Annotated in this window: 20 protein-coding genes; 15 read left to right on the forward strand and 5 right to left on the reverse strand. The window is 69.5% G+C overall.

Annotated features, from left to right (window positions below; genetic code table 11):
* Nucleotides 1-329 precede the first annotated feature (329 nt).
* From ABZT74_RS22460 to ABZT74_RS22485, 6 genes are all read left to right on the forward strand, one after another.
* Nucleotides 330-2246, forward strand: a complete 1917-nt coding sequence (locus ABZT74_RS22460; protein ID WP_356437626.1) for a glycogen debranching N-terminal domain-containing protein — start codon at nucleotides 330-332, stop codon at nucleotides 2244-2246.
* 129 nt (nucleotides 2247-2375) lie between these two features.
* On the forward strand, nucleotides 2376-3134 hold the full coding sequence (locus ABZT74_RS22465; protein WP_355871406.1) for an NUDIX hydrolase: 759 nt from the start codon (nucleotides 2376-2378) through the stop codon (nucleotides 3132-3134).
* 124 nt (nucleotides 3135-3258) lie between these two features.
* Nucleotides 3259-5103 (forward strand): ABC transporter ATP-binding protein, encoded by a 1845-nt coding sequence (locus tag ABZT74_RS22470; RefSeq protein ID WP_356437502.1) that lies wholly within the window; start codon nucleotides 3259-3261, stop codon nucleotides 5101-5103.
* Between the two features lie 163 nt (nucleotides 5104-5266).
* Nucleotides 5267-6154 (forward strand): FCD domain-containing protein, encoded by an 888-nt coding sequence (locus tag ABZT74_RS22475; RefSeq protein ID WP_355871402.1) that lies wholly within the window; start codon nucleotides 5267-5269, stop codon nucleotides 6152-6154.
* A 416-nt stretch (nucleotides 6155-6570) separates the two neighbouring features.
* Nucleotides 6571-8106 carry an RNA polymerase sigma factor gene (locus ABZT74_RS22480; protein ID WP_356164736.1) on the forward strand — a complete coding sequence of 512 codons (1536 nt, stop codon included), beginning with the start codon at nucleotides 6571-6573 and terminating at the stop codon, nucleotides 8104-8106.
* A gap of 133 nt (nucleotides 8107-8239) precedes the next feature.
* Nucleotides 8240-9058: a serine protease gene (locus ABZT74_RS22485; RefSeq protein WP_356437505.1), complete on the forward strand. Its 819-nt coding sequence runs from the start codon at nucleotides 8240-8242 to the stop codon at nucleotides 9056-9058.
* A 109-nt stretch (nucleotides 9059-9167) separates the two neighbouring features.
* On the opposite strand, the gene ABZT74_RS22490 is transcribed toward ABZT74_RS22485, so the two are convergent.
* A complete protein-coding gene (locus ABZT74_RS22490) occupies nucleotides 9168-9398 on the reverse strand; it encodes a hypothetical protein (RefSeq protein ID WP_081219811.1) in 231 nt (76 codons plus the stop codon).
* Nucleotides 9399-9841: 443 nt separating this feature from the next.
* Here ABZT74_RS22490 and ABZT74_RS22495 point away from each other — a divergent pair, with 443 nt between their 5' ends.
* The 6 genes from ABZT74_RS22495 to ABZT74_RS22520 all read left to right on the forward strand — a co-directional run bounded on the left by ABZT74_RS22495 (nucleotide 9842) and on the right by ABZT74_RS22520 (nucleotide 16996).
* Nucleotides 9842-11965, forward strand: coding sequence for a DNA topoisomerase IV subunit B (locus ABZT74_RS22495; RefSeq protein WP_355871394.1), 2124 nt, complete (start codon nucleotides 9842-9844; stop codon nucleotides 11963-11965).
* A gap of 472 nt (nucleotides 11966-12437) precedes the next feature.
* Complete coding sequence (locus ABZT74_RS22500) at nucleotides 12438-12983, forward strand: DUF1453 domain-containing protein (RefSeq protein ID WP_356437508.1); 546 nt, start codon at nucleotides 12438-12440, stop codon at nucleotides 12981-12983.
* Nucleotides 12980-14131 carry a histidine kinase gene (locus tag ABZT74_RS22505; protein WP_356437510.1) on the forward strand — a complete coding sequence of 384 codons (1152 nt, stop codon included), beginning with the start codon at nucleotides 12980-12982 and terminating at the stop codon, nucleotides 14129-14131. Before ABZT74_RS22500 ends, ABZT74_RS22505 begins: the two co-directional genes overlap by 4 nt.
* Entirely contained in the window at nucleotides 14128-14814 is a 687-nt protein-coding gene (locus ABZT74_RS22510; RefSeq protein WP_355871385.1) for a response regulator transcription factor, read from the forward strand. The genes ABZT74_RS22505 and ABZT74_RS22510 overlap by 4 nt, the downstream gene beginning before the upstream one ends.
* A 104-nt stretch (nucleotides 14815-14918) precedes the next feature.
* Nucleotides 14919-15407, forward strand: a complete 489-nt coding sequence (locus tag ABZT74_RS22515) for a DUF485 domain-containing protein (RefSeq protein ID WP_355871382.1) — start codon at nucleotides 14919-14921, stop codon at nucleotides 15405-15407.
* Nucleotides 15404-16996, forward strand: a complete 1593-nt coding sequence (locus tag ABZT74_RS22520) for a cation acetate symporter (protein ID WP_355871379.1) — start codon at nucleotides 15404-15406, stop codon at nucleotides 16994-16996. The genes ABZT74_RS22515 and ABZT74_RS22520 overlap by 4 nt, the downstream gene beginning before the upstream one ends.
* Nucleotides 16997-17116: 120 nt before the next feature.
* Here the strand turns inward: ABZT74_RS22520 and ABZT74_RS22525 are convergent, their stop codons facing one another.
* A complete protein-coding gene (locus ABZT74_RS22525) occupies nucleotides 17117-17809 on the reverse strand; it encodes a response regulator (RefSeq protein WP_355871376.1) in 693 nt (230 codons plus the stop codon).
* Nucleotides 17810-17970: 161 nt separating this feature from the next.
* On the opposite strand from ABZT74_RS22525, the gene ABZT74_RS22530 reads away from it, so the two are divergent.
* From ABZT74_RS22530 to ABZT74_RS22540, 3 genes are all read left to right on the forward strand, one after another.
* Complete coding sequence (locus ABZT74_RS22530) at nucleotides 17971-18786, forward strand: ABC transporter ATP-binding protein (protein WP_355871373.1); 816 nt, start codon at nucleotides 17971-17973, stop codon at nucleotides 18784-18786.
* Nucleotides 18776-19639: an ABC transporter permease gene (locus tag ABZT74_RS22535; protein WP_355871370.1), complete on the forward strand. Its 864-nt coding sequence runs from the start codon at nucleotides 18776-18778 to the stop codon at nucleotides 19637-19639. Before ABZT74_RS22530 ends, ABZT74_RS22535 begins: the two co-directional genes overlap by 11 nt.
* Nucleotides 19640-19712: 73 nt before the next feature.
* A complete protein-coding gene (locus ABZT74_RS22540; protein WP_356437513.1) occupies nucleotides 19713-20774 on the forward strand; it encodes an ABC transporter substrate-binding protein in 1062 nt (353 codons plus the stop codon).
* 36 nt (nucleotides 20775-20810) lie between these two features.
* Here ABZT74_RS22540 and ABZT74_RS22545 read toward each other — a convergent pair whose 3' ends face one another.
* The 3 genes from ABZT74_RS22545 to ABZT74_RS22555 all read right to left on the reverse strand — a co-directional run bounded on the left by ABZT74_RS22545 (nucleotide 20811) and on the right by ABZT74_RS22555 (nucleotide 24327).
* Nucleotides 20811-21491 (reverse strand): response regulator, encoded by a 681-nt coding sequence (locus ABZT74_RS22545; protein ID WP_356437516.1) that lies wholly within the window; start codon nucleotides 21489-21491, stop codon nucleotides 20811-20813.
* Complete coding sequence (locus ABZT74_RS22550) at nucleotides 21488-23206, reverse strand: sensor histidine kinase (protein ID WP_356437518.1); 1719 nt, start codon at nucleotides 23204-23206, stop codon at nucleotides 21488-21490. The genes ABZT74_RS22545 and ABZT74_RS22550 overlap by 4 nt, the downstream gene beginning before the upstream one ends.
* A gap of 176 nt (nucleotides 23207-23382) precedes the next feature.
* Nucleotides 23383-24327, reverse strand: coding sequence for a sucrase ferredoxin (locus ABZT74_RS22555; RefSeq protein WP_356437522.1), 945 nt, complete (start codon nucleotides 24325-24327; stop codon nucleotides 23383-23385).
* Between the last annotated feature and the right edge of the window lie 27 nt (nucleotides 24328-24354).

Consider the following 24354-nt stretch of genomic DNA (forward strand, 5'->3'; position numbering starts at 1 on the left):
TGGCGGAGTCCGGGGCCGGGTTGCGCCGCAGCAACACCCCCGACTCCACGGAGCCACCCACCAGGCGCCGAACGCGCTCCAGGCGCACCGAGCGCGGAGGAAGCCACCCGATGCCCATGACCAGTCCGTCCTCTGCCCCCGACGACACCCGCCCGCCCGCGACCGACACAGCGCAACCCGTCAGACGCAGGGGCGACCCGGTGGCCCCCCGAGCGGACCGGGACATCGGTGCGCCCTCTCTTCCAGGCGGGCGCGGCCCCACCACGTCGCAGAAACCTCCTCGCGTACCTGGCCGGACGGGGGAACTGCCGCCCGCCCACACCGCCCTGATCTGCGTCGCGCTTCCAGGGCTGGCGATCTCCGAAGAAGAGGGGCAGCTCAACGGCCGTGGACTGGAGGGTGTCTACCGGGCGGGGCGCCGCCTGTTGTCGCGCTGCCGGCTGAGTGTCGCGGGCAGGGAGCCGCTCCCCGTGCAGGCACGCATGGTCGCGGCCGACGTGGCCCGCTTCGTGGGCACCCTGCGTGTCGCTCCCGACGCGGGGCCCGACCCGGACATGCTCGTCGAGAGGACGCGCCATGCGGACGGCACCGAGCGGATCACTCTGCGGAGCTCCTCCCTGCGCACGCTGCGTCTGCCGGTCGAGATCGCGCTCGGGACGGACCTCGCGGAACTGGGGTCCATCGCGTCCGGCCGCCCAGGACCCGAACTGACAGCCAGCGTCCACGCCGCCGGACTGCGCTGGTCCTCTGCCACGGGGTACGCCGCGGTGACCGCCGATCCGCCGCCAACCGACGCCCTGGCCTCGGCGGGACTGCTGCGCTGGGAGATCGAACTGCCGCCCGGAGGCACCTGGAGCGTGGAGCTGCGGGTCCGCCTGGACGGCGCGGGACCTATCAGGACTGTCGGCCGGGGCGCGGCGAGCCCGTTCGCCCCGGCACGAGCAGTGAGCGACAGGCTCGGCGCGGAAGCCCTCCTGAGGACATCCGTCGAGGATCTCCAGGCGTTGCTGCTGCGCGATCCCCGGCACCCGACCGACATCCACCTCGCGGCGGGCGCGCCGTGGCGGTGCGGGCCGGCACCGGCTGACGCCCTGGTGGCCGCCCGGATGACGTTGCCCCTCGGGACGCGCCTCGCCGTCGGCACACTGCGAACGCTGGCCCGCACACAGCTCACGGGTCCGGGACCGCGAGCCGGGCTGATCCCGGGGCCACTCCGGGACGCCGGGCCGCACCTGCCGCCGAGTTGCACGGCGACGGAGGCGACGCTGCTCTTCCCGGTGCTTCTCGCGGAGGCCCGGAGGTGGGGACTCCCGGAGCCGGAGGTCGAGGAACTGCTTCCCGCGGCCGAGCGCTGCCTCGAATGGCTGAGGACCACCGTCGGCGACGGCACGTATCTCTCCGACGCCCAGCCGAACGGACCGCTTCGCTGCGAGACACAGGCCCACGCGCACCGCGCGGCGCTGCTCGGCGCCGATCTGCTCGACGCGTACGGCCGGACGGGGGGCCTGGGACTGCGGCAGTGGGCCCAAGAGATGAGAACGGCTTTCCCTGCCGACTTCTGGGTCGATGACCCGGGCGGCGGCAGACCGGCCGCCGCCCGGGCACCCGACGGGCGTCTCGCGACCCAGCTCGGCTCGAGTGCCGCCCATCTCCTCGACACCGGATTGCTCGGCTCCGGTGAGTCGGCTCCCGGCCTGCTCGACAAGGTCTGCACCGAACAGCTCGCGCGGCTCCTCGGAAGCCCGGCCATGGACTCCGGCTGGGGGCTGCGCAGCCTGGCGGCGAAGGAGGCGGCGTACAACCCGTTCGGTCACCGCGCGGGGGCCGTGCGCGTTCAGGAGACGGCCGTGGCGGTCGCCGGGCTGGCCTCCGCCGGCTACGAGAAGGAAGCGGCCTCGCTGCTGTGCGGTGCCCTCGCGGCTGCCCAGTCCTTCGGCCACCGACTCCCGGACATGTACGCCGGGGAGCAGCGCACGGAGGGCAGCGCCCCACTGCCGCACCCCGCTGCCTCACGGCCGGCGGCCGTCTCCGCGGCGGCCGGAGTGCTGCTGCTCAGCACACTGGCCGGGATCCGCCCCGATGTGCCAGCCGGGTCGGTCACCCTGCGTCCGTTCCGCGCTGCGCCCCTGGGCGAGATCGGCCTCACCGGCCTGCGGATCTCGGGAGCCCCCTTCTCCGTCCGCGTCAGCAGACTGGGGCTCGCCATGGTCGAGGAGGCGGGTGACGGACTGCAGTTGGGACTGTGACGTCCTGGAACGCGTCCGGCGGCCGGGGCTCTCGGCGGCCGGGGTGTGTTACCGGACAGAAAACGATCAACCGTGGTCGGAGCTGACGAACGAGGTGTTTATCGTCAGGAAGACGACTATGATCGCGGCATGCCCTACGACCCGTCAGCCTTTCCGCCCTTCGCCGTGACCGTGGACCTGGTCGTGCTGACCGTGCGCCGCCATGCCCTGTGCGCGTTGGCGGTACGGCGGGGAGAGCAGCCCTTCCAGGGACGGTGGGCGCTGCCCGGCGGTTTCGTACGGGACGACGAGGATCTGGCCCAGGCTGCCGCGCGTGAACTGGCCGAGGAGACCGGGCTGAGCGCCCACGACCCCTCCGTGCCCGCGCAGGACAACGGCGCACACCTCGAGCAGCTCGCGACCTATGGCGACCCCAAGCGGGACCCCCGGATGAGGGTGGTCAGTGTCGCGCACCTGGCACTGGCCCCCGATCTGCCCGCGCCCCGGGCCGGCGGCGACGCGAACAGCGCTCGCTGGGCACCGGTGGAGGAACTCCTCCAGCAGGGCGGGTACGGCAGGGACGGGGAGCAGGCCGCGCCCCTCGCCTTCGACCACACCCAGATCCTCTCGGACGGCGTGGAGCGCGCCCGCTCCAAGATCGAATACTCGTCCCTGGCGACGGCCTTCTGCCCGACCGAGTTCACTGTCGGCGAGCTGCGCCGTGTCTACGAGGCGGTGTGGGGGGTGGTGCTGGACCCGCGCAACTTCCATCGCAAGGTGACGGGCACCCCGGGCTTCCTGGTGCCCACCGGCGGTACGACCACCCGCCAGGGCGGCCGTCCCGCCCAGCTGTTCCGCGCGGGCGGTGCCACACTCCTCAATCCGCCGATGCTGCGCCCCGAGGTCTGACGAGGCCGCGCGGACACCGTTTCGGGTCTCAGCGCCTCGACGTGCGCGAAAGTGCCATGAAGCATGACCGGGGCGAGCCGCATGGTGCCCGGAAAATCCTTTATGTCGCGCTATCTTGCTGTGGGTGATCCAGGCCATCGGACTGACCAGCAACATTCGCAAGGAGCACCCGCCCGCCGTTGACGACGTGTCCTTCGAGGCGCACGCGGGCCGCGTCACAGCGCTCCTCGGAGCCCAGGGCGCGGGCAAGACGACGGCGTTGAAGCTCATGCTCGAACTCCAACAGGGCCGCGGAATCACCTACTTCCGGGGACGGCCGCTGCACAGGATCGCCCATCCGTCACGCGAGGTCGGCGTCGTCATGGGTGCGGTGCCCGGCCATCCGGCCCGCACGGTCCGTGGCCAACTCCGCATGCTGTGCGCCGCCGTCGGCGTGCCCGTACGCAGAGCGGAAGAAGTGCTCGAAGTGGTGGGGCTCGCCAGCCTCCGCGACGAGCGGCTGGGCACGCTCTCCCGCGGTATGGACCGCCGCCTCGGGCTGGCATCCGCGCTCCTGTCCGACCCGCACACCCTCATGCTCGACAACCCCGCGGACGGGCTCTCCCCCCGAGAAGCCCGTTGGCTGTACGGGATTCTGCGCGCCCACGCCTCGCAGGGCGGCACGGTGCTCTTCACCACGGACGACCCCAAGGAAGCCGCCCGGACCGCCGACCGGGTCGTCACCCTGGAGCGGGGACGGCTCGTCGCCGACCAGGAATCCACCGACTTCGCCCGCACCCGGCTGCGCCCACGCGTAGTCGTCCGCAGCCCGCACGCCGCCCGGCTCGGCGCCCTCCTGGCCAAGGAGGCCCGCACCACGCAACGCTCCGTCGAGGTGGTGCGTGAGGAGGGCAACCGGCTTTCGGTGTACGGCAGCACCTGTGCCGATGTCGGAGAGGCCGCATTCCGGAACGGCATCCTCGTCCACCAACTCGCCGACGAGGTGGGTGACATGGGGCCTGTTTCCGTGCGCCCCTCCGAGACGGGGGCGCAGGTGTCAGATGCGTCAGATGCGGAGGAGGAGCGGCCGAGCGAGGACGCGCACGAGTCCCGAACCCTGGAGGACGCGGACGAGTCCCGGACCCAGGAACGCCGTCCAGTCGCGATGCCGGCCGCGAACGGCCTCTCACCCCTCCCGCCCCCCATCGCCGTACGGCATGTCCCAAGCCCGCTGCGACCTCTGCGCTACGAACTGCGCCGGTCCGCCGGCGTCGGCACCGGCTATCTCGTGACGGCGGTCGTTCTCGTCACCTCGGCCCTCCTGTCCGTCCTCCTCGCCCGCATCGGGCACACGCCCCAGGCGCGGCTGCTGGCCGCCTGGCCGCAGGAACTCCCGCTGCCGCCCGCCGCGCTGGGCGCCGGGCTACTGGGAGCCCTCGCGTTCGGAGAGGAGTTCCGTCACCCGGCCCTGGCCACGGATCGCGGCACCGTCCCCCGCCGGCTGGGACTGCTCACCGCCAAACTCCTCGTCGCCTCCGCCATCGCCCTGCTCCTCGCCGTCCTCGCGGTCGGGTGCGACCTCGAAATGCTCTACCTCGTCTACGGACGGGAGCTCACGAGCGTTCCCGCCGACTGGCTTTCCCTAGGCGCAAGTTGGATCGGGCTCGTGGTCGGCTGTGCGTGGGCCGGTGTGCTGGCCGCCGGCATCTTCCGCTCGACCGCCGCCGGGCTCGCCGCGGTTCTCGCCGTACCCGTCGCCGTCGTACCACTCGTACAAAGGGTCTTGCAGGGGCCGTCTGTGCGGAAGGCGGCCGGGTTCTCCGAGCGGTTGCGGGAGCTGGTTCTGGTGCAGTGGCCTTTCGGCGGGGGGCGGTATCTGGCGGCCGCCGTGGAGGTGCTCGTCCAACCTGTGGGCGGAGCTCTGACGTTGTCGTTGACCGCTCTGCTCTGCGCATATCTGCTCACGACCCTGCGGAGCCGGGTCCGGTGACGACCGTCCGCACCCTTCCGTTCCTGCTGTGTACACAACTCCCCCGAAGAACGCCCATTTCTTTCCGATAAGGCGTCAATTGCGACGGGGTGAGCGATCACCCTTTCGTGTGCTTTTCACCAAAGACCTCAAGGGAGTTGGGGCGGGCGCCGACAAAAGACCCGTGAGTACCCTTGCGCAGACCATGATGACCGCCGCCCGCTCCTCCGACTCCGGCCTGGCAGGCCCGGGCGACCTCGACCGTTACCACTATGCCGATGCTCCTGGTGTCGACCGCGTGAGCGCCCCCGTGTGGGAGAGCGCCGAGCCCGAGCTCGGGCGCGTGGGCCGGCGCGCCGCGGGCAGCCGCGGACGCGGGCTGCACGGCCAGCTCGTCCAGCAGCTCGGTCAGATGATCGTCTCCGGAGACCTCGGCGCGGACCGTCCGCTCGTGCCCGAGGAGATCGGCCAGCGGTTCGAGGTCTCCCGGACCGTCGTCCGTGAGTCGCTCCGCGTCCTTGAGGCCAAGGGGCTGGTCAGTGCCCGCCCGAACGTCGGCACGCGCGTGCGTCCCGTCAGCGACTGGAACCTTCTGGACCCGGACATCATCGAGTGGCGTGCCTTCGGCCCCCAGCGGGACGACCAGCGTCGCGAGCTGAGCGAGCTCCGCTGGACCATCGAGCCGCTCGCCGCGCGCCTGGCCGCCGGACACGGGCGTGAGGACATCCAGCAGCGGCTCGGCGACATGGTCGAGATCATGGGCCACGCCATGGCGCAGGGTGACTCCCTCACGTTCTCGCGGGCCGACGCCGAGTTCCACTCGCTGCTCATCCAGCTCGCCAGCAACCGGATGCTGGAGCACCTCTCCGGGATCGTGTCGTCCGCTCTTCAGGTCTCCGGAGCCCCGGTCACCGGCTGTGACCGTCCGACCGAGGCATCCCTGGGTCACCACGGCCGCATCGTGGACGCCCTCGCGGCGGCCGACGGCTCGGCTGCCGAGACGGCGATGCGGCAGCTGCTCACGGTCCACCCCGAGGTGGAGCGCGTCGTGCCCGCTCCGCGCGAGCACTGATCGCGCACCGAGGGTGACGCGGTCCGGGGTGTGCGCGTGTCCGGGTCGTCGATCGGCCGGTGAAGCCCTCTCCATTTCCCGTCGGGACCCTGCCGGATCCTTCCCCGATCCGGCAGGGTCCCGACGGTGTGACCGCGCCGTGGGCCACGGCCTGACCTGGTCCGACCGGATCTGACCTCTTTTGAGCACTTACGGGGTGTGACTCGGGCCACGTAGATTGGGCGTAACGCTCAACCGGGCAGCGCGATGACCTAAGAGGTGATAGTCGAGGAGGGAATACAGACGCCGTTCATGGCGCTGTCCCTCTCCCCGGCACCCGCCCGCGCCGTCGGCCCATCCCCAAGTCGGCGGTCGTCGGTTCCTGTCCAAAGCGGACGGGGCCGGAAGCCGTTTTCCAACGTTCCGAGAGGTTGTTCGTGTCGGCCAGCACATCCCGTACGCTCCCGCCGGAGATCGCCGAGTCCGTCTCTGTCATGGCGCTCATTGAGCGGGGAAAGGCTGAGGGGCAGATCGCCGGCGATGACGTGCGTCGGGCCTTCGAAGCTGACCAGATTCCGGCCACTCAGTGGAAGAACGTACTGCGCAGCCTCAACCAGATCCTCGAGGAAGAGGGTGTGACGCTGATGGTCAGTGCCGCGGAGCCCAAGCGCACCCGAAAGAGCGTCGCAGCGAAGAGTCCTGCCAAGCGCACCGCCACCAAGACGGTGGCGGCGAAGACGGTGACCGCCAAGAAGGCCACCGCCACCGCGGCCCCGGCCGCCCTCGCGGGCGACCCGGCCGAGGACGAGTCCGCCGGTAAGGCAACTGCCGCCAAGAAGACGACGGCCAAGAAGGCCGTCGCCAAGAAGACGGTCGCCAAGAAGACCGCGGCCAAGAAGACCACCGCCAAGAAGGACGACGCCGAGCTCGTCGACGACGAGGCGGCGGAGGAGACCCCGGGCAAGGCCGGCGAGGAGGAAGAGGAGGGAGCCGAGAACAAGGGCTTCGTCCTCTCCGACGACGACGAGGACGACGCGCCCGCGCAGCAGGTCGCCGTGGCCGGTGCCACCGCCGACCCGGTCAAGGACTACCTCAAGCAGATCGGCAAGGTCCCGCTGCTCAACGCCGAGCAGGAGGTCGAGCTCGCCAAGCGCATCGAGGCTGGTCTGTTCGCCGAGGACAAGCTGGCCAATGCCGACAAGCTCGCTCCCAAGCTCAAGCGCGAGCTGGAGATCATCGCCGAGGACGGCCGCCGCGCCAAGAACCACCTCCTGGAGGCCAACCTCCGTCTGGTGGTCTCCCTGGCCAAGCGCTACACCGGCCGCGGCATGCTCTTCCTGGACCTCATCCAGGAGGGCAACCTCGGTCTGATCCGCGCGGTCGAGAAGTTCGACTACACCAAGGGCTACAAGTTCTCGACGTACGCCACCTGGTGGATTCGTCAGGCGATCACCCGCGCCATGGCCGACCAGGCCCGCACCATCCGTATCCCGGTGCACATGGTCGAGGTCATCAACAAGCTCGCGCGTGTGCAGCGTCAGATGCTCCAGGACCTGGGCCGTGAGCCCACGCCGGAGGAGCTGGCCAAGGAACTCGACATGACCCCTGAGAAGGTCATCGAGGTCCAGAAGTACGGCCGCGAGCCCATTTCGCTGCACACCCCGCTGGGCGAGGACGGTGACAGCGAGTTCGGTGACCTCATCGAGGACTCCGAGGCTGTCGTCCCGGCCGACGCGGTCAGCTTCACGCTCCTGCAGGAGCAGCTGCACTCCGTTCTCGACACCCTGTCCGAGCGCGAGGCGGGCGTCGTCTCGATGCGCTTCGGTCTCACCGACGGTCAGCCGAAGACCCTCGACGAGATCGGCAAGGTGTACGGCGTGACCCGTGAGCGGATCCGCCAGATCGAGTCCAAGACCATGTCGAAGCTTCGTCACCCGTCGCGCTCCCAGGTGCTGCGCGACTACCTCGACTAGGCCTCGGCCGAACGTCACCGAGGGCCCGGTTTCCCGCAAGGGAGCCGGGCCCTCGGCGCGTGCGCGGCGTGCGTGCCCGTGTCCGCTGGATCACTGTGGGTGTTCCATGGTCATCCCAGTGTGAGGAGCGCGCATGCGTCGTCCCTTTGCCCCCGTCCTGGCCCTTGCGGCCGCCGCAGCGGTGATACCGCTGACCTCCCCCGCCCAGGCAGCGGTCGACAGTGTTGTCGTCGGCAGCTACCCGGTCCAGATCTCCGAGAGCCCGTGGACGGTCGCGCTGTCCAGCCGTGACCGGTTCGGAGGTACGCGCGCGGGACAGTTCTGCGGAGGAGTGGTCATCGGCCCGACCACCGTCCTGACCGCCGCCCACTGTCTGGGCAGCGACGTGCTGGGCGCGCCACCACGGCAAGCTCGCGATCTGAGGGTCATCACCGGCCGCGGGGACCTGCTGGCCAGTGACGGGAAGGAGATCCCGGTACGCGACATCTGGGTCAATCCGCACTATGACAGCTACACGAACTCCGGCGACTTCGGCGTGCTGACGCTCTCCGAGCCACTGCCTGCCGCCTCCGTGATCCGCATGGCGCCCACCGGAGACCCCGCCTACGAGGCCGGGACGGCCGCCAAGGTCTACGGCTGGGGCGACACGACCGGGGGCGGCGACTACGCGCGCAATCTGCGGGCCGCGGACGTGCATGTGCTGTCCGACGACGCCTGTAAGCGGGCGTACCCGGGGAGTGCGGACGGTACGTACGACGCCGCGTCCATGGTGTGCGCCGGTGAACCCGGAGGCGGCCGTGACGCCTGCCAGGGAGACAGTGGCGGCCCGCTGGTCGCCCAGGGCCGCCTCATCGGCCTGGTGTCCTGGGGAAGCGGCTGTGGGCGCCCTGGGAGCCCCGGCGTCTATACCCGGGTGTCGGAGGCCGCCCAAGCGCTCGGAGCCGCTCGCTGAGGCCTTCAGGTGCCGTGGTACGAGTGTGGGCGGTCACTCCCTGGAGTCCAGGAAGTGACCGCCCACTCACCGGCCTGTCGCCGGCACCCGCTCGTCGTTGATGCGAAGGTCAGTGTTCTTCGTCGTTGACGCTTTCGGGAGCGGACGTGAGCCGCTCCGTCTCGTCCTGTATCTCAGCGGCGATCTTCTTGAGTTCCGGCTCGAACTTGCGACCGTGATGGGCGCAGAAGAGCAGTTCTCCGCCGCTCAGGAGGACGACGCGCAGATATGCCTGGGCGCCGCAACGGTCGCAGCGGTCAGCGGCCGTCAGCGGGCTCGCGGGGGTCAGAACAGTAGTCACGTCGCCTCTTCTCTAGCTCGACGAGCTGTCGTACCAGGGTCAACATCCAACCAGGCCGAAAACGTTCCCGCTCGCGGCTTTTCCTCGAAATTTTCTTTCGAGGCGGCTGTCTGCTGCCGGTTGGCGGCGAATGAGCCGTATTGCGTGTCTTCGTGTCTGTACGGGTTCGCGCAGTCTGTCGGGGGGTCGGTCCTCCCGGCTGGGTTGCCGGTTGTTGATGAGGACGTGCCCGGAGCCTAAATGGTTCATGCCTCGAAGGGAACGTGATATGTACTTCACTCCATCGAGGGATCGAACACCCATACGACCCTGGACTAGTGTGAGTTTAGTGCGAGGGTGGCGTTACAACGGCTCTACCAGGCCTCGGTACCCTCTGAGCGGCAACCGAAGCCGGGCCCTTACCCAAAAGGGTCCCACCTGAAATTCAGCGAGGAGCGAACCGCGTGACCGCCGAGACGTCCGTGCCGTCCACAGCGCTGCTGACCGGAGCAGACCGGGACGGTTCCAACTACACCGCGCGGCACCTGCTCGTCCTTGAGGGGCTCGAAGCCGTCCGCAAGCGCCCTGGCATGTACATCGGCTCGACCGACAGTCGTGGCCTGATGCACTGCCTCTGGGAGATCATCGACAACTCCGTGGACGAGGCCCTCGGGGGCTACTGCGACCACATCGACGTGATCCTGCACGACGACGGCTCCGTCGAGGTGAAGGACAACGGCCGTGGCATCCCCGTCGACGTGGAGCCCAAGACGGGGCTCTCCGGCGTTGAGGTCGTCATGACCAAGCTTCACGCCGGTGGAAAGTTCGGAGGCGGCTCGTACGCGGCCTCCGGCGGTCTGCACGGCGTGGGCGCTTCCGTGGTGAACGCCCTCTCCGCCCGCCTGGACGTCGAGGTGGACCGCAGTGGCAACACGCACGCGGTGAGCTTCCGGCGTGGGACCCCCGGAGCCTTCAAGGCCGACGGGCCCGACGCGGCCTTCGACCCGACGTCCGGGCTGCGCAAGGTCAAGCGGGTCCCGAAGAACCGCACCGGTACGCGCGTGCGCTACTGGGCCGACCGCCAGATCTTCCTCAAGGATGCCAAGCTCTCCCTGGAGCACCTCCACCAGCGGGCCCGCCAGACCGCTTTCCTGGTCCCGGGGCTCACCATCGTCGTCCGTGACGAGTTCGGGCTCGGTGAGGGCGGCAGCAAGGGTGAGGAGTCGTTCCGCTTCGACGGCGGGATCAGCGAGTTCTGTGAGTACCTGGCCACTGACAAGCCGGTGTGCGACGTACTCCGCTTCTCCGGGCAGGGCAGCTTCAAGGAGACCGTGCCCGTCCTCGACGAACACGGGCAGATGACCCCGACCGAGGTCACCCGCGAGCTCGGCGTCGATGTCGCGATGCGCTGGGGCACCGGGTACGACACCACCCTCAAGTCCTTCGTGAACATCATCGCCACCCCTAAGGGCGGCACCCACGTCGCCGGCTTCGAGCAGGCCGTGGCCAAGACGATGAACGAGGTCCTGCGGGCCAAGAAGATGCTCCGGGTCGCCGAGGACGACATCGTCAAGGACGACGCCCTGGAGGGCCTCACCGCCGTCGTCACCGTGCGTCTCGCCGAACCCCAGTTTGAGGGGCAGACCAAGGAGGTCCTCGGGACCTCGGCGGCCCGCCGCATCGTGACGAACGTGGTGAGCAAGGAACTCAAGGCTTTCCTGACCACCGCGAAGCGTGATGCCGCGGCTCAGGCGCGGGTCGTCATGGAGAAGGCCGTTTCGGCCGCCCGTACGCGGATCGCCGCCCGTCAGCACAAGGACGCCCAGCGTCGGAAGACGGCCCTGGAGTCCTCCTCGCTGCCCGCCAAGCTCGCCGACTGCCGCAGTGACGACGTGGGGCGCAGCGAGCTGTTCATCGTCGAGGGCGACTCCGCGCTCGGTACGGCGAAGCTGGCCCGGAACTCCGAGTTCCAGGCGCTGCTGCCGATCCGGGGCAAGATCCTCAACGTTCAGAAGGCCTCTGTCACGGACATGCTGAAGAACGCCGAGTGCGGCGCGATCATCCAGGTCATAGGAGCCGGGTCCGGTCGGACCTTCGACATCGACGCGGCGCGCTACGGGAAGATCATCCTTCTCGTCGACGCCGATGTGGACGGCGCGCACATCCGGATCCTCCTGCTGACCCTCTTCCAGCGCTACATGCGGCCCATGGTCGAGGCGGGGCGGGTGTTCGCGGCGGTCCCGCCGCTGCACCGGATCGAGCTCAGTCAGCCCAAGAAGGGGCAGGACAAGTACGTCTACACGTACTCGGACCGTGAGCTGCGGGAGACGCTGCTCGAGTTCCAGCGCAAGGGCGTGCGCTACAAGGACTCGATCCAGCGGTACAAGGGTCTCGGTGAGATGGACGCCGATCAGCTGGCCGAGACGACGATGGATCCGCGTTACCGGACGCTGCGACGGATCAACATCTCGGACCTCGACGCTTCCGAGCAGGTGTTCGACCTACTGATGGGCAACGATGTGGCTCCGCGCAAGGAGTTCATCTCCAGCTCGGCTGCGACGTTGGACCGGTCACGCATCGACGCGTAGCCCTGCGGGTGCTTGAGGGTGCGGTCTCGGTCCGGTGAGGGTCGGGGCCGCGCCTGTTACATCCGTAAGTCACCGATGGCATCAGGCGTGGGTGGAGAGTGGAGTTACGGGAGCTGCTCGATCCGGGCGTGAGTGACGGGCATGTGATGCGCCGGCACGGTCCACCGCCTCCCGCGGCGGGTGAGAGTCGCATGTATCTGGGATTCATGCTCCGCCAACGTTCGCGGAGCGGGGTGTGGGGCGGCGTCCCGCGTTCGGGATGGGCAGGGGCGGAAAGCGCGAAGGACGCTCTTGACCGGCCCGTGAGCTGGTCGGGGGCGGGGGCTCCACCCGTGGGTGGAGATGCGAGGTCGTGGAGGATCCACCCGCGATCCACCTGTGCTCCGATCTGTTGAGCGGGCGATTTCCGTAGCGTCGTGGACGTCGGTAGCACCCGCCGCCGACATTCGCTCCTCGCGCACGGAGGCCGCGCATGTCCGGGCTCATGAACGCAGTCGTGATCTGCGCCGTCGCCGTCCTGGTGATCGCGCGTCAGTCCCGTGCCCGCCGGATCGACACGGACAGGCGTTGGTGGCTCGTGCCCGCCGTTCTCGCCTTCATTGCCCTGCGCGAACCCAGCCTGGTCGACCCGCATCACCAGGTCGAGGCATCCGTTCTGCTGGGCACCGAGCTGGTGATCGGGCTGGCGATCGGAGCGGGATGGGCGTGGACGACCCGGATATGGACCGAGCCGGACGGCGCTCTGTGGAGCAGGAGCACCAAGGCGAGCGGTGCCATCTGGATCGGGGGGATATGCCTGCGCGGCGGACTCTTCGGCCTCGGCACGCTGCTGGGCGTGCACCAGGACTCCGCCGCCCTGATGCTCGGACTGGCGGCCACCCTGCTGGTTCGTGCCGGAGTGATGAAGTGGCGGGCGCAGTCCCTACAGCCGACGGCGTACGGACAGGCCCCGGCGTACGGACAGGCCCCGGCGTACGGTGACGGAGTGGCTCAGGCCCGGCAAAAGGAGCGCGTGTGACCGACAACGCGTGGACACGATGGCCCTCCCGGGAGGCGCTCTCCCGAGAGGGCGTGCACACGGCCCGCCGCGTACTCGGCCGCGTCACGCGCTCCATCGCCCTCGGCATCCTCATCGCCACGACCCTCACGAACACCGAGCTGAGCGGATGGGCCCTCGCCGGAGGCGCCGTCGGCATCGTGGCGTGCGGGTTCCTCGCCTGGGCCTTCTGGCAGACCACGCTCGAGAACCGGCTGCTGCCCTCCCTGGGGCTGCTCGCTGCTCTGCTGACGATCGCGACGTCGGGACAGGGGGTCGGATTCCGCGTTCCGTCTCTCGTCCTGCTGTGCGGCTGTGCCATCAGTGCCATCGAACGGTTGCCCCTCGCGTACGCGCTGCCCGCCACGGCGGTGGCTCTGTCCGCGTTCGCGGCGGTCAACAACGACGCCTGGCTGACCACTGCGGCCACCACGGCCGGCCTGGCCCTCGCCGGGTACGTTCTCCGCCTTGACGCCGAGGCGCGAGGGAGCGCGCAGCGGCTGCTGGCTCAGGAGCGTGCGGCACGGGTGGCCGAGGCGGAGTCGGCGGCGCTCGCGGAGCGTGCCCGGATCGCCCGGGAGATCCACGACGTGCTCGCCCACAGCCTGTCCGCGCAGTTGGTGCACCTCGAGGCGGCGCGGCTGCTCATCGAGAGGGGCGCGGACCAGAAGACGGTTCTCGAACGGGTGGTAGCGGCCAGAGGCATGGCCCGGGAGGGGCTCGCGGAGACCCGGCAGGCGCTCTCCGCGCTACGGGGTGAGATGTCTCCGGTGGAGGACTTTCTGGGCGAACTCGTGATCACCAATGAACGAGCCGACGTCACCGTGACGGGCGAACGTCAGCTGCTGCCGGCGGAGGCGTCGCAGGCGGTGCGCAGAGTCGCTCAGGAAGCGCTGACGAACGTACGCAAGCATGCTCCAGGCGCCAAGGTCCACATCCGGCTTGATTACGGAGAGCACGAAGTGACCCTGGATGTGCGGGACTCGGGAGGAAAGCCGGGCGAGCTCAGCGGTTCGGGAGCCGGGTACGGTCTGCTGGGCATGCGGGAGCGTGCCGAGCTGCTGGGCGGCTCGCTGGATGCCGGGCCGGGCGAGGAGGGGTTCGTGGTGACGTTGAGGGTGCCCGTATGACCGAGCGGGAGGAAGCCGGGAGGCCGGCCCGAGTCGTCGTGGCGGACGATCAGACGGTCGTGCGTGAGGGCATCGTGATGTTGCTCGGCCTACTGCCCGGGATCGAGGTCGTCGGCGCGGCCGGTGACGGGAACGAAGCGGTGGAGCTGGTGGCCGGCCTCGCTCCGGACGTCGTGCTGATGGACCTGCGGATGCCCCGCTGCGACGGAGTCGAGGCGACCCGGCGCATCCGTTCCGAGTACCCCGGAACGCAGGTGGTGGTCCTGACGACGTACGCCGACGACGAGTCGCTGTTCCCCGCGCTGAGAGCGGGAGCCCGCGGCTATCTCACCAAGGACGCCGGGGGAGACGAGATCGTGCGGGCCGTGGAGAGCGTGCTCTCCGGGGACGCTGGCCTGTCGCCGAGCGTGCAGCGAAGACTGCTGGAGCGCCTGTCGGATCCGCAACCGGAGCCGGGGCCCCCGCCGGTGGCGCCGGACGGGCTCACGTCGCGCGAGACCGAGGTGCTCCTGCTGATCGCCGACGGGCTCAGCAACCAGGAGATCGCCCGGGCACTCCATGTGTCCACGGCGACGGTGAAGACCCACATCAACAACCTCTTCGCCAAGACGGGACTCAAGGACCGTGCTCAGGCGGTCCGTTACGCCTATGGGAAGGGTCTCGTACGGCCACCGGCGGGCTGAGTCACCTGATGGGGTGAAGAGCGCGGGGAGAAGAGTCCGGGATCTTCCCGATCTGCCCATCCTTGGGTACGCGGCCGAAACGGGTCGCGGACAAGGAGAGTTCGGTGGAGAAGCACGACGGCGGCGACACCGGGGAGGTCCGGTTCGACGACCCCTGGTACGACGCGCTGGCTTCCGGTTGGGGTGAGTTGGACGGCACGGGGGCACCCGCTCCGGCCGTGCCGCCCGCCCGCTCGGAGCAGGAAGGACGGACGGGCGGGGCCGCCGACGTCTATCTGGAGGTGCAGCGAAGTGCTGCCTTCCAGGAAGTGCGCAGCCGCTACCGCAGGTTCGTGATCCCGGCCATCGCCGTCTTCTTCCCCTGGTACGTGGGCTATGTGGTGACCGCGACGACGGCGCCCGGGTTCATGGCACGGCCGGTGGCCGGTGCGGTGAACGTGGCGCTGGTCGCGGGGCTCGGACAGTTCCTCACGACGTTCGTGCTGGCCTGGGCGTACGCACGGCACGCCCGGTTGCGCAGGGACCGGGCCGCGCTGGACCTGCGCTGGGACACCCAGGAGCTGACGCGCAATGTCAGAGGTGGAGACCGGTGAGCGGGAACCATCAGACCCTGGCGCTGCTGCTGTTCAGTGCGTTCGTCGCGGTGACGTTGGCCATCACGACGTGGGTGAGCCGCAACCGGCATGGTTCGGCGGAGGAGTTCTACGCCGGCGGGCGGTTGTTCTCGCCGATGGAGAATGGTTTTGCCATCTCCGGGGACTACATGTCGGCCGCGTCGTTCCTCGGCGTCACCGGGCTCATCGCCCTCTACGGCTACGACGGCCTGCTGTACGTCGTGGGCTTCCTGGTGGCCTGGCTGGTCGTGCTGTTCCTGGTCGCCGAACTGGTGCGGAACTGCGGTCGGTTCACGCTCGCCGATGTCGTCGCGGCCCGCATGAGCGAGCGGCCGGTGCGGATCGCGGCGGGAACGTCCTCCGTGACGGTGTCCGTTCTCTATCTGGTGGCGCAGATGGTGGGCGCGGGCAGCCTGGTCTCGCTGCTGCTCGGAGGCACGAGCGAGGCGGCGCGGAACTGGACGGTCATCGGGGTCGGCGCGCTCATGGTGATCTATGTGTCGATGGGAGGGATGCGGGCGACCACGTGGATCCAGATCGTCAAGGCGGTTCTGCTGTTGGGCGGGTCCGTCACCCTCACCGTCCTCGTCCTGGTGCGCTTCCACGGGGACTTCAACGAGCTGCTGCTGTCCGCCGCGGCGCGCAGCGGGCACGGCAAAGCCTTCCTCGTACCCGGGCTGAGGTACGGCGGGGACTGGACGGCGCGCTTCGACTTCATGAGTCTCGGGCTCGCGCTGGTTCTCGGGACCGCCGGACTGCCGCACATCCTGTCGCGCTTCTACACCGTCCCGACGGCACGGGCGGCCCGACGCTCGGTGGTGTGGTCCATCGGACTCATCGGCGGCTTCTACCTGATGACCATCGTGCTGGGCTTCGGCGCGGCGGCGATCGTCGGTCCTGAGGCGGTCCGCGGATCGAACGCGGCAGGCAACACCGCCGTTCCGCTGCTGGCCCTCGACCTCGGCGGCGGAGTCAACTCCACGGGTGGAACGGTTCTGTTCGCGGTCGTCGCCGCCATCGCCTTCGCCACCATTCTCGCGGTCGTCGCCGGGATCACCCTCGCGTCCTCGGCGGCAGTGGCACACGACCTGTACGCCTCGATGCGCCGACGGCACGCGAAGCCGCGCAGCGAGGTCGCCGTGGCGCGTGCGGCGTCGGTCGGGATCGGCGTGGTCGCCATCGCCCTGGGGCTTCTGGCCCGCGATCTGAACGTGGCCTTCCTGGTGGGCCTCGCGTTCGCGGTCGCCGCGTCCGCGAACCTGCCCGTGCTGCTGTACTCCCTGTTCTGGCGCAACTTCACGACCCGCGGGGCCGTGTGGGCCGTATACGGCGGACTCGTGCCCTCGCTGCTGCTCGTGCTGTTGTCTCCGGTGGTGTCCGGGAGTCCCGGATCGCTCTTCCCCGGTGTGGACTTCCAGTACTTCCCGCTGGAGAACCCCGGGCTCGTCTCGATTCCCCTCGGCTTCGTCGCGGGCTGGCTCGGCACGGTCACCTCGCACGAACCGCCGGACGAGGCCAAGCACGCCGAGATCGAGGTCCGCGCGCTCACCGGCGCCGGGGCCGTCTGAGGCAGGTCGATCCGATCTGGTCGCCGCGCAGTGGCCTGGGCTGCTCGGGGAGTGATCCCGGGCAGGTTGGACGGCCCTGCGTCTCCGCGGCTCGGCCGAGGGACCTGCGCTCACGTCGGGCTAGGGAGACACCCAGGCGTAGCGGTGTTCCGGGCGGCCCGTGTCGCCGTACTTGAGAGAGAGACGCAGGCGGCCGGCCTGTTCCAGGTGGCGCAGGTAGCGCTGGGCGGTGGACCGGCTGAGGCCCGTCTCGGCGGCCACCTCGTGGGCCGACAGCGGCTGGTGCGCGCGGTGCAGTACGCCGCAGATGAGGTCCGTGGTCGGCTCGGATTGGCCGCTGGGCAGCCCTGGCGAGGACGGTGCGGGAGCGGCACGCAGGGCGCCGAACATTCGGTCGACCTGCTCCTGACCGGTCACGCTTCGGCCACCCACCCGGTCGACCGTGCGGCGCAGGGCGGCGTACGAGTCGAGGCGGGTGCGCAGTGCGGTGAAGGTGAACGGCTTGACCAGGTAGTGGACGGCGCCCAGACGCATCGCGGCCCGGACGGTCGTCACGTCGCTGGCCGCGGTGATCATGATGACGTCGGTGCCGTGACCTTGTTCGCGCATCCGGTGGACGAGTTCCAGGCCTGTCAGGTCCGGCAGGTAGTGGTCGAGCAGCACCAGGTCGACCGGCGCGCGCTCGATGGCGGCCAGGGCCTGGGCAGCGCTGTGTGCGCGGGCGGTCACCCGGAATCCGGGAACCTTCCCCACATAGCGCGCGTTGATCTCGGCGACGCGGAAGTCGTCGTCGACGACCAGGACGTCAATCATCGGGCCTCTTTCTCTCAAGGCCTGGCGAGCGTTAAGCCCGTGTTTCGGCTCCGCTGTTGTAGCGCGAGCAAAACGAGCACAACAGTCCCTTGCCAGCAGAAGTAGCCCTTGCGCCCAGAAGACTGATGCTGTGGCCCGCGCCACATCTACGGTCCCGGCTCATGAGCGCAGACACCAGCCCCGCCATCGAGCTGCGGGGCGCGAGCAAGATCTTCAAGACCCCGTCGGGGGGTCTGCACACCGCCGTGCGGGAACTCGACCTGACCGTCGGACGCGGCGAGTTCGTCGCCGTCGTCGGCCCCACCGGCTGTGGAAAGTCCACCACGCTGACCCTGGTGAGCGGTCTGGAGGAGCCCACCGAGGGCGAGGTCCTGGTCACCGGGGAGCCCGTCGCCGGCGTCGGGAACAAGGTCGGTTTCGTCTTCCAGCAGGACGCCACCTTCCCCTGGCGCACGGTCCTGTCCAATGTGATGGCGGGACCCCGATTCCGGGGCGTGCCCAAGGCCGAGGCCAAGGAGCGGGCCCGTGAGTGGCTCTCCCGGGTCGGTCTGACGGCGTTCGAGGACCGCTACCCTCACCAGCTCTCCGGCGGTCAGCGCAAGCGCGTCGCTCTCGCGGCGACTTTCGTCAACGACCCCGAGATCCTGCTCATGGACGAGCCGTTCTCGGCGCTCGACGTGCAGACCCGGGCGCTGATGTCCGACGAACTCCTCGAACTGTGGGAGGGCACCGGTGCCTCGGTCGTCTTCGTCACCCACGACCTGGAGGAGTCCATCGCGCTCGCCGACAAGGTCGTCGTGATGACCGCGGGGCCCGCCACTGTGAAGCAGGTCTTCGACATCGACCTGCCGCGACCGCGCAAGGTCGAATCGGTGCGTCTCGAACCACGGTTCATCGAGATCTACCGCGAGATCTGGGAGTCCCTCGGCGAAGAGGTCCGCATCACCCGCGAGAGGGGTGCCGCCGATGTCGCCTGAACTTCTCAGCACTCCGGTCGTCGACACGGTGAAGGCGCCGGGCCGCGAGCAGTCCCGTGTCCGTGCCGCGCGCAAGCGCAAGATCATGGTGAATGCCGCCCGCGTCGTGCTCCTGATCGCCGTCCTCGGTCTGTGGGAGGTGCTCTCGCGAGCCAAGGTCATCGACCCGTTCAACTTCTCGATGCCCTCGAAGATCTGGGACCAGACCTATACCTGGATGACCCACGGGACCGCGCTCGGTTCCCTCGGCGAGCAGATCTGGTACACGCTCTACGAAGCGCTGCTCGGCTGGATCATCGGCGTTGTGGCGGGTGTGGTGTTCGGCATCGCGCTGGGGCGGATCACCTTGCTCGCAGACGTACTTGGTCCATACATCAAGGTGCTCAACTCCATACCGAGGATCGTCCTCGCTCCCATCTTCGTCATCTGGTTCGGACTCGGGCCCGCTTCCAAGATCGCCTCGGCCGTCGTGCTGGTCTTCTTCCCGGTGTTCTTCAACGCCTTCCAGGGCGCGCGTGAGGTCGACCGCAACCTGGTCGCCAACGCCCGGATCCTCGGCGCGAGCGACCGGCGCGTGACACTCCAGGTCGTCATCCCGTCCGCCACGTCGTGGATCTTCACCAGCCTCCACGTCAGTTTCGGCTTCGCCCTCATCGGCGCGATCGTCGGCGAGTACATCGGCGCGACCAAGGGCATCGGCCTGCTCGTCGCGCAGTCGCAGGGGACCTTCAACGCGGCCGGTGTGTACGCCGCGATGGTCATCCTCGCCGTCGTCGCCCTCCTCGCCGAGGGACTGCTGACCTTCGCCGAGCGCCGCATCTTCCGCTGGAAGCCGTCGGATTCCGACCGCTGACCCGCCGCGGGCCCGCACGGCCCGTGACCTGCACCCGTACTGCTTCTGATCTCTTCACAAGGACGTGAACCGCATGCGTATCACCGCCCGGTACTCCGCGTTGGCAGCCGCCGGACTGCTCGCTCTCACCTCGCTCACCGCCTGCGCCAACGACGCGGCCAGTTCGACGGCCGACTCCGGCGGCGACGGTGGAGGCGGTAAGGGGGAGCACGTCAAGATCATGGTCGGCGGCCTCGACAAGGTCATCTACATGCCCGCGATGCTCACGCAGCGGCTCGGCTACTTCCAGGACGAGGGTCTCGACGTCCAGCTCCTCAGTGAGCCGGCCGGTGTCCAGGCCGAGACCGCCCTCGTGTCCGGACAGGTGCAGGCGGCCGTCGGCTTCTACGACCACACGCTCGACCTGCAGACCAAGGGCAAGGCGGTCGAGTCCGTCGTGCAGTTCTCGCACGCACCCGGTGAGGTGGAGATCGTCTCCAGCAAGCGTGCGGGTGACATCACTTCGCCCAAGGACTTCAAGGGCACGAAGCTCGGAGTGACGGGGCTCGGGTCCTCGACCGACTTCCTCACGAAGTACCTCGCGGTGAAGAACGGCGTGAAGGTCAGCGAGTTCACGCCGGTCGCCGTGGGCGCCGGACCCACGTTCGTCTCGGCTCTCCAGCAGGGCGCCATCGACGGCGGTATGACGACCGACCCCACCGTCGCCACCGTCATGGCGAAGAAGCTCGGCAAGGTGCTCGTCGACATGCGGACGCCCGAGGGCTCGCAGGCGGCGCTCGGCGGGCCCTACCCCTCGTCCAGCCTCTACATGCAGACGGACTGGGCGAACGGTCACAAGGAGACGGTCCAGAAGCTGGCCAACGCCTTCGTGAAGACGCTTCAGTGGATGTCCACGCACAGCGCGTCCGACATCGCCGCCAAGATGCCCGCGGACTACTCCCAGGGTGACAAGAAGCTGTACGCCGAGGCCATTCAGAGCACGCTCCCGATGTTCACCAAGGACGGCGTGATGCCCAAGAACGGTCCCGAGACCGTCGAGAAGGTCCTCAAGGCGTTCAACCCCAACATCCAGAACACCGATGTGGACCTGAGCAAGACGTACACGACGGAGTTCGTGGACAAGGCCGCCAACTGATCCCGCGGGCGCACGCCGCCCGACACCGCCGTAGTCTCAGACGCGGGTCGCCCAGACATAGCGATGCTCCGGGCGGCCCGCATCGCCGTACTTGAGCGTCAGGTTGGCCCTCCCGGTGCGCTCCAGCAGCTTCAGATAGCGCTGGGCGGTCTGCCGGCTCAGTCCGGTCTCCTCGGCGACCTCCTGCGCCGACAGCGGGCCCTCGGCGTCGATCAGGGCGCGCCGCACCAGCCCGGCCGTCGGGGGAGAGTGCCCCTTGGGTAGAGCCGGCTCGGCGCTCGCCGAGAGGGTGCCGAAGATCCGGTCCACCTGGGCCTGTTCGGCCTCGCCGCCACCGTCCAGAGTCCGCCTCAGCTCCGCGTACGCCTCCAGCTTGGTGCGCAGTCCGGCGAAGGCGAACGGCTTGACCAGGTACTGGAGCGCCCCCTGGCGCATGGCCGCCTGGACGGTGGAGATGTCACGGGCCGCGGTCACCATGATCACGTCGGTCTGATGGCCGCGCCGGCGCATTTCTCGAACGACCGCGAGTCCGGTCTCGTCGGGGAGGTAGTGGTCCATGAGGACCAGGTCCAGATGGGGCAGCTCCTCCACCAGTCCCAGTGCCTCAGCGGCGCTGTGCGCCTCTCCGGCGACGTGGAAACCCGGCACCTTCGCCACATAGGCGGCATTCACCCGGGCGACCCGTCTGTCGTCGTCCACGACCAGGACCTCGATCATCGCGACTCCTCCTCGGCGCCGGTTTCCCGCGCCTCTCCTGCGCTCTCGACTGCCGCGCGCGCGGGATGGACGTTCGCCGCCACGTCCTCGAGCGTCTCCGCCGGCGCCTCCGCGAGCGCCTCGGGCAGGACGACGGTGAACTCGGCACCCCCGCCCTCCGCGTCGGCCACCTCCGCGCTGCCGCCCTGCCGCTCGGCGAGCCGGCGCACCAGGGAGAGACCGATTCCGCGCTTGCCGTGGGCCGGGGGCTTCTTCGTGCTCCAACCGTCGGTGAAGATCAACTCCCGTCGCTCCGCGGGGATGCCGGGTCCGGTGTCCTGGACCCGCAGCACGGCGGTGCGTTCCACCGACCGCAGCTCGACCTCCACGCGTGCGTGGGGCGTGCCCGCCACGGCGTCCAGCGCGTTGTCGACGAGGTTCCCCACGACGGTGACCAGCCCGCGCGGGTCGACCAGCCGGTCCGGCAGCATCGTCCGGTCCGAGATCCACAACGCCACGCCGCGCTCGGCAGCCACCGTCGCCTTGCCCACCAGAAGGGCGGCGAGCAACGGATCATGGATCTTCTCGGTGACCTGTTCCGCGGTGACCCGGTGGTCGCCGACGACCTCTCCGACGAACTCCACGGCGTCGTCGTACATCTCCAGTTCGAGCAGCCCCAGAAGCGTGTGCATGCGGTTGGCGTGCTCGTGATCCTGCGCCCGCAGGGCGTCGATGAGGCCGTGGGTGGAGTCCAGTTCGCGGCCCAGCTGCTCCAGCTCGGTACGGTCGCGCAACGTGGCGACCGCACCGCCGTCGTCGGTGGGCATCCGGTTGGCGACCAGCACGCGCTGGCCGCGGACGGTGAGCAGATCGGTGCCGGTCACCCGCCCGGCGAGTACGTCGGTCGTACGGCCGGCCCCGAGCGCGTCGTCCAGTGACTGCCCGATGGCCTCGGCCCCGACCCCCAGCAGACGCTGCGCCTCGTCGTTCAGGAGGCGCACGCGGCCGCTTCGGTCCAGCGCGACCACGCCCTCCCGGATGCCGTGCAGCATCGCCTCGCGCTCCGCCAGCAGCGCCGAGATGTCGGAGAACGCCAGATCACGGGTCTGCCGCTGGACCCTGCGGGAGATCAGATACGCGGCCAGCGCGCCGACGGCCAGGGCTCCACCCGCGTATGCGAAGAGCCCCGGGATCGCGTCGATCAACCGCGCCCGGACGCTGTCGTACCGGATACCGACCGAAACCGCGCCGATGATCTTGTCGTCGGCGTCGCGCAACGGGACCTTGCCGCGCGCGGAGCGGCCCAGTGTTCCGGTGTCGATCTCCATGACGTCGCGGCCCTCCAGGGCCTTTCGCGGGTCCGTCGAGACCTTCCCGCCGATCTCCTTCGGGTCGGTGTGCGACCACCGGATGCCCTGCGTGTCCATCACGACGACGTACTCGGCGTCGCTTGCCTTCCGTATCCGCTCGGCCTCGGCCTGTACGGGCCCGGTCGTCGAAGGGTTCGTCCTCAGAAGGTCCTCGGCGATCTGCGGCTGCACAGCTGTCGTCTGCGCGATCGCGAGGGCGCGCTGCATGGCCTGGTCGTCGAGCTGGGCGCTGAGCGGGGCCAGGAACAGTCCGGTGGCGAGAACGGCGACTCCCGCCGCGATCGCGATCTGCATCAGCAGGACCTGCGAGAACACCCGCCGCGGCATACCGAGTCGCAGTCGTCGTGCGGGGGGAGTGGGGCTCATGGATATGACCGTACGGGGGCAGGCGCGGCCCACCGAAGGGGTTGTGGCATGGATCTCTTGATCAACACGGAACCGGCGCCCGCTCGGAGATCAACGAGAGACGGGATTGATCAACGAGTGACGGACTGCTGGTGCTCGTCAGCTGATCAATGATTGACGGGCGTGGGTTCGGGCGATCAGCAGGCCACGCCGACGACTGTCTCCTCCAGCTGCCGCACTGCCACCACGTCCATCCGAGCGGGGGAACCCAGTGCCGAGCCGCAGCTCTCCGGGCGGGCCGGCAGCGAGGTGCCCTGGGCGACGACAACCCTCCACAGTCGACCGTCGGCGTGGGCCACGGTGACCTCCCAGCGCGGAGCGGTTCCGTCGGTGCGGACCACGGTCAGAGCGCCGGCGGCGTGCTCACCCGTCTCGGTCCGTACGGCCAGCTCGGCCGCTTGGCCGGGCCGCTCCCAGGCGGAGTTCCCACGACAGCCCTCGGTGACGACCCGGCCCTCCCGGACGCCCTGGAGGATCTCCTTGACGGCATGGGCTTCGGTACGGCCGTACGCGTATCCGTTCGGCAGCACGAGCACGGTGGGGGAGAAGCGATGACCGCCCAGATGGGTGACCTCCCAAGTGCCGTTCACCCCGGAGGCGGCCAGTTCCGCCGCGAGGGGCCGGCCGAGCAGGGCACAGCAGCGGTCGCGCTTTCCGTTGGTGCAGACGAGGGCGAGCGGTTCCTCCGTGTGGGGTCGCGCGCGCAGGGTCTCGTCGAAGGACTGCGGGTCGCCCTGCCCGAGCGCGGCGAAGTCGAGGCCGAGAAGCAACTCGGGATCGCGGGCCATGGCGCCGTGCAGCCATGGGTTTCCCGGCGCGGTGTGGGCCGCGTAGATGTGCCGTTCGGCGGGTGTGCCGCAGTCCGCGTGGCGCCCGGGGCGGCGGATGAGCGCGATCCGCACGCCCGTGCCCTGAGTGGCGGCCTCGAGGGCCCGGCCGAGCGTGGGGTCCAGGTGGCTCGAAGTGAGCGCCTTGGCGCCCCAGGGCCCGGGCTGCTCGATCAGCAGCCATGTCCTCGCGGTGGCCGCGGTCCCCGCCATGGGCTCGTCGAGATGCCGCGACGCGCTGGTGCACGTACTCACAGAGGTGAGCCTAACCTGACTTCAGGC

The organism is Streptomyces sp. NPDC005302 (genome assembly GCF_040607345.1).
Lineage (GTDB): Bacteria > Actinomycetota > Actinomycetes > Streptomycetales > Streptomycetaceae > Streptomyces.

What these genes read in the sequence shown, in the direction of transcription:
- ABZT74_RS22465 (WP_355871406.1), top strand. Translation starts at nt 2,376, where the DNA reads ATGCCCTACGACCCGTCAGCCTTTCCGCCCTTCGCCGTGACCGTGGAC.
- ABZT74_RS22485 (WP_356437505.1), top strand. Translation starts at nt 8,240, where the DNA reads ATGCGTCGTCCCTTTGCCCCCGTCCTGGCCCTTGCGGCCGCCGCAGCG.
- ABZT74_RS22500 (WP_356437508.1), top strand. Translation starts at nt 12,438, where the DNA reads ATGTCCGGGCTCATGAACGCAGTCGTGATCTGCGCCGTCGCCGTCCTG.
- ABZT74_RS22510 (WP_355871385.1), top strand. Translation starts at nt 14,128, where the DNA reads ATGACCGAGCGGGAGGAAGCCGGGAGGCCGGCCCGAGTCGTCGTGGCG.
- ABZT74_RS22525 (WP_355871376.1), bottom strand. Translation starts at nt 17,809, where the DNA reads ATGATTGACGTCCTGGTCGTCGACGACGACTTCCGCGTCGCCGAGATC.
- ABZT74_RS22530 (WP_355871373.1), top strand. Translation starts at nt 17,971, where the DNA reads ATGAGCGCAGACACCAGCCCCGCCATCGAGCTGCGGGGCGCGAGCAAG.
- ABZT74_RS22535 (WP_355871370.1), top strand. Translation starts at nt 18,776, where the DNA reads ATGTCGCCTGAACTTCTCAGCACTCCGGTCGTCGACACGGTGAAGGCG.
- ABZT74_RS22540 (WP_356437513.1), top strand. Translation starts at nt 19,713, where the DNA reads ATGCGTATCACCGCCCGGTACTCCGCGTTGGCAGCCGCCGGACTGCTC.
- ABZT74_RS22545 (WP_356437516.1), bottom strand. Translation starts at nt 21,491, where the DNA reads ATGATCGAGGTCCTGGTCGTGGACGACGACAGACGGGTCGCCCGGGTG.
- ABZT74_RS22550 (WP_356437518.1), bottom strand. Translation starts at nt 23,206, where the DNA reads ATGAGCCCCACTCCCCCCGCACGACGACTGCGACTCGGTATGCCGCGG.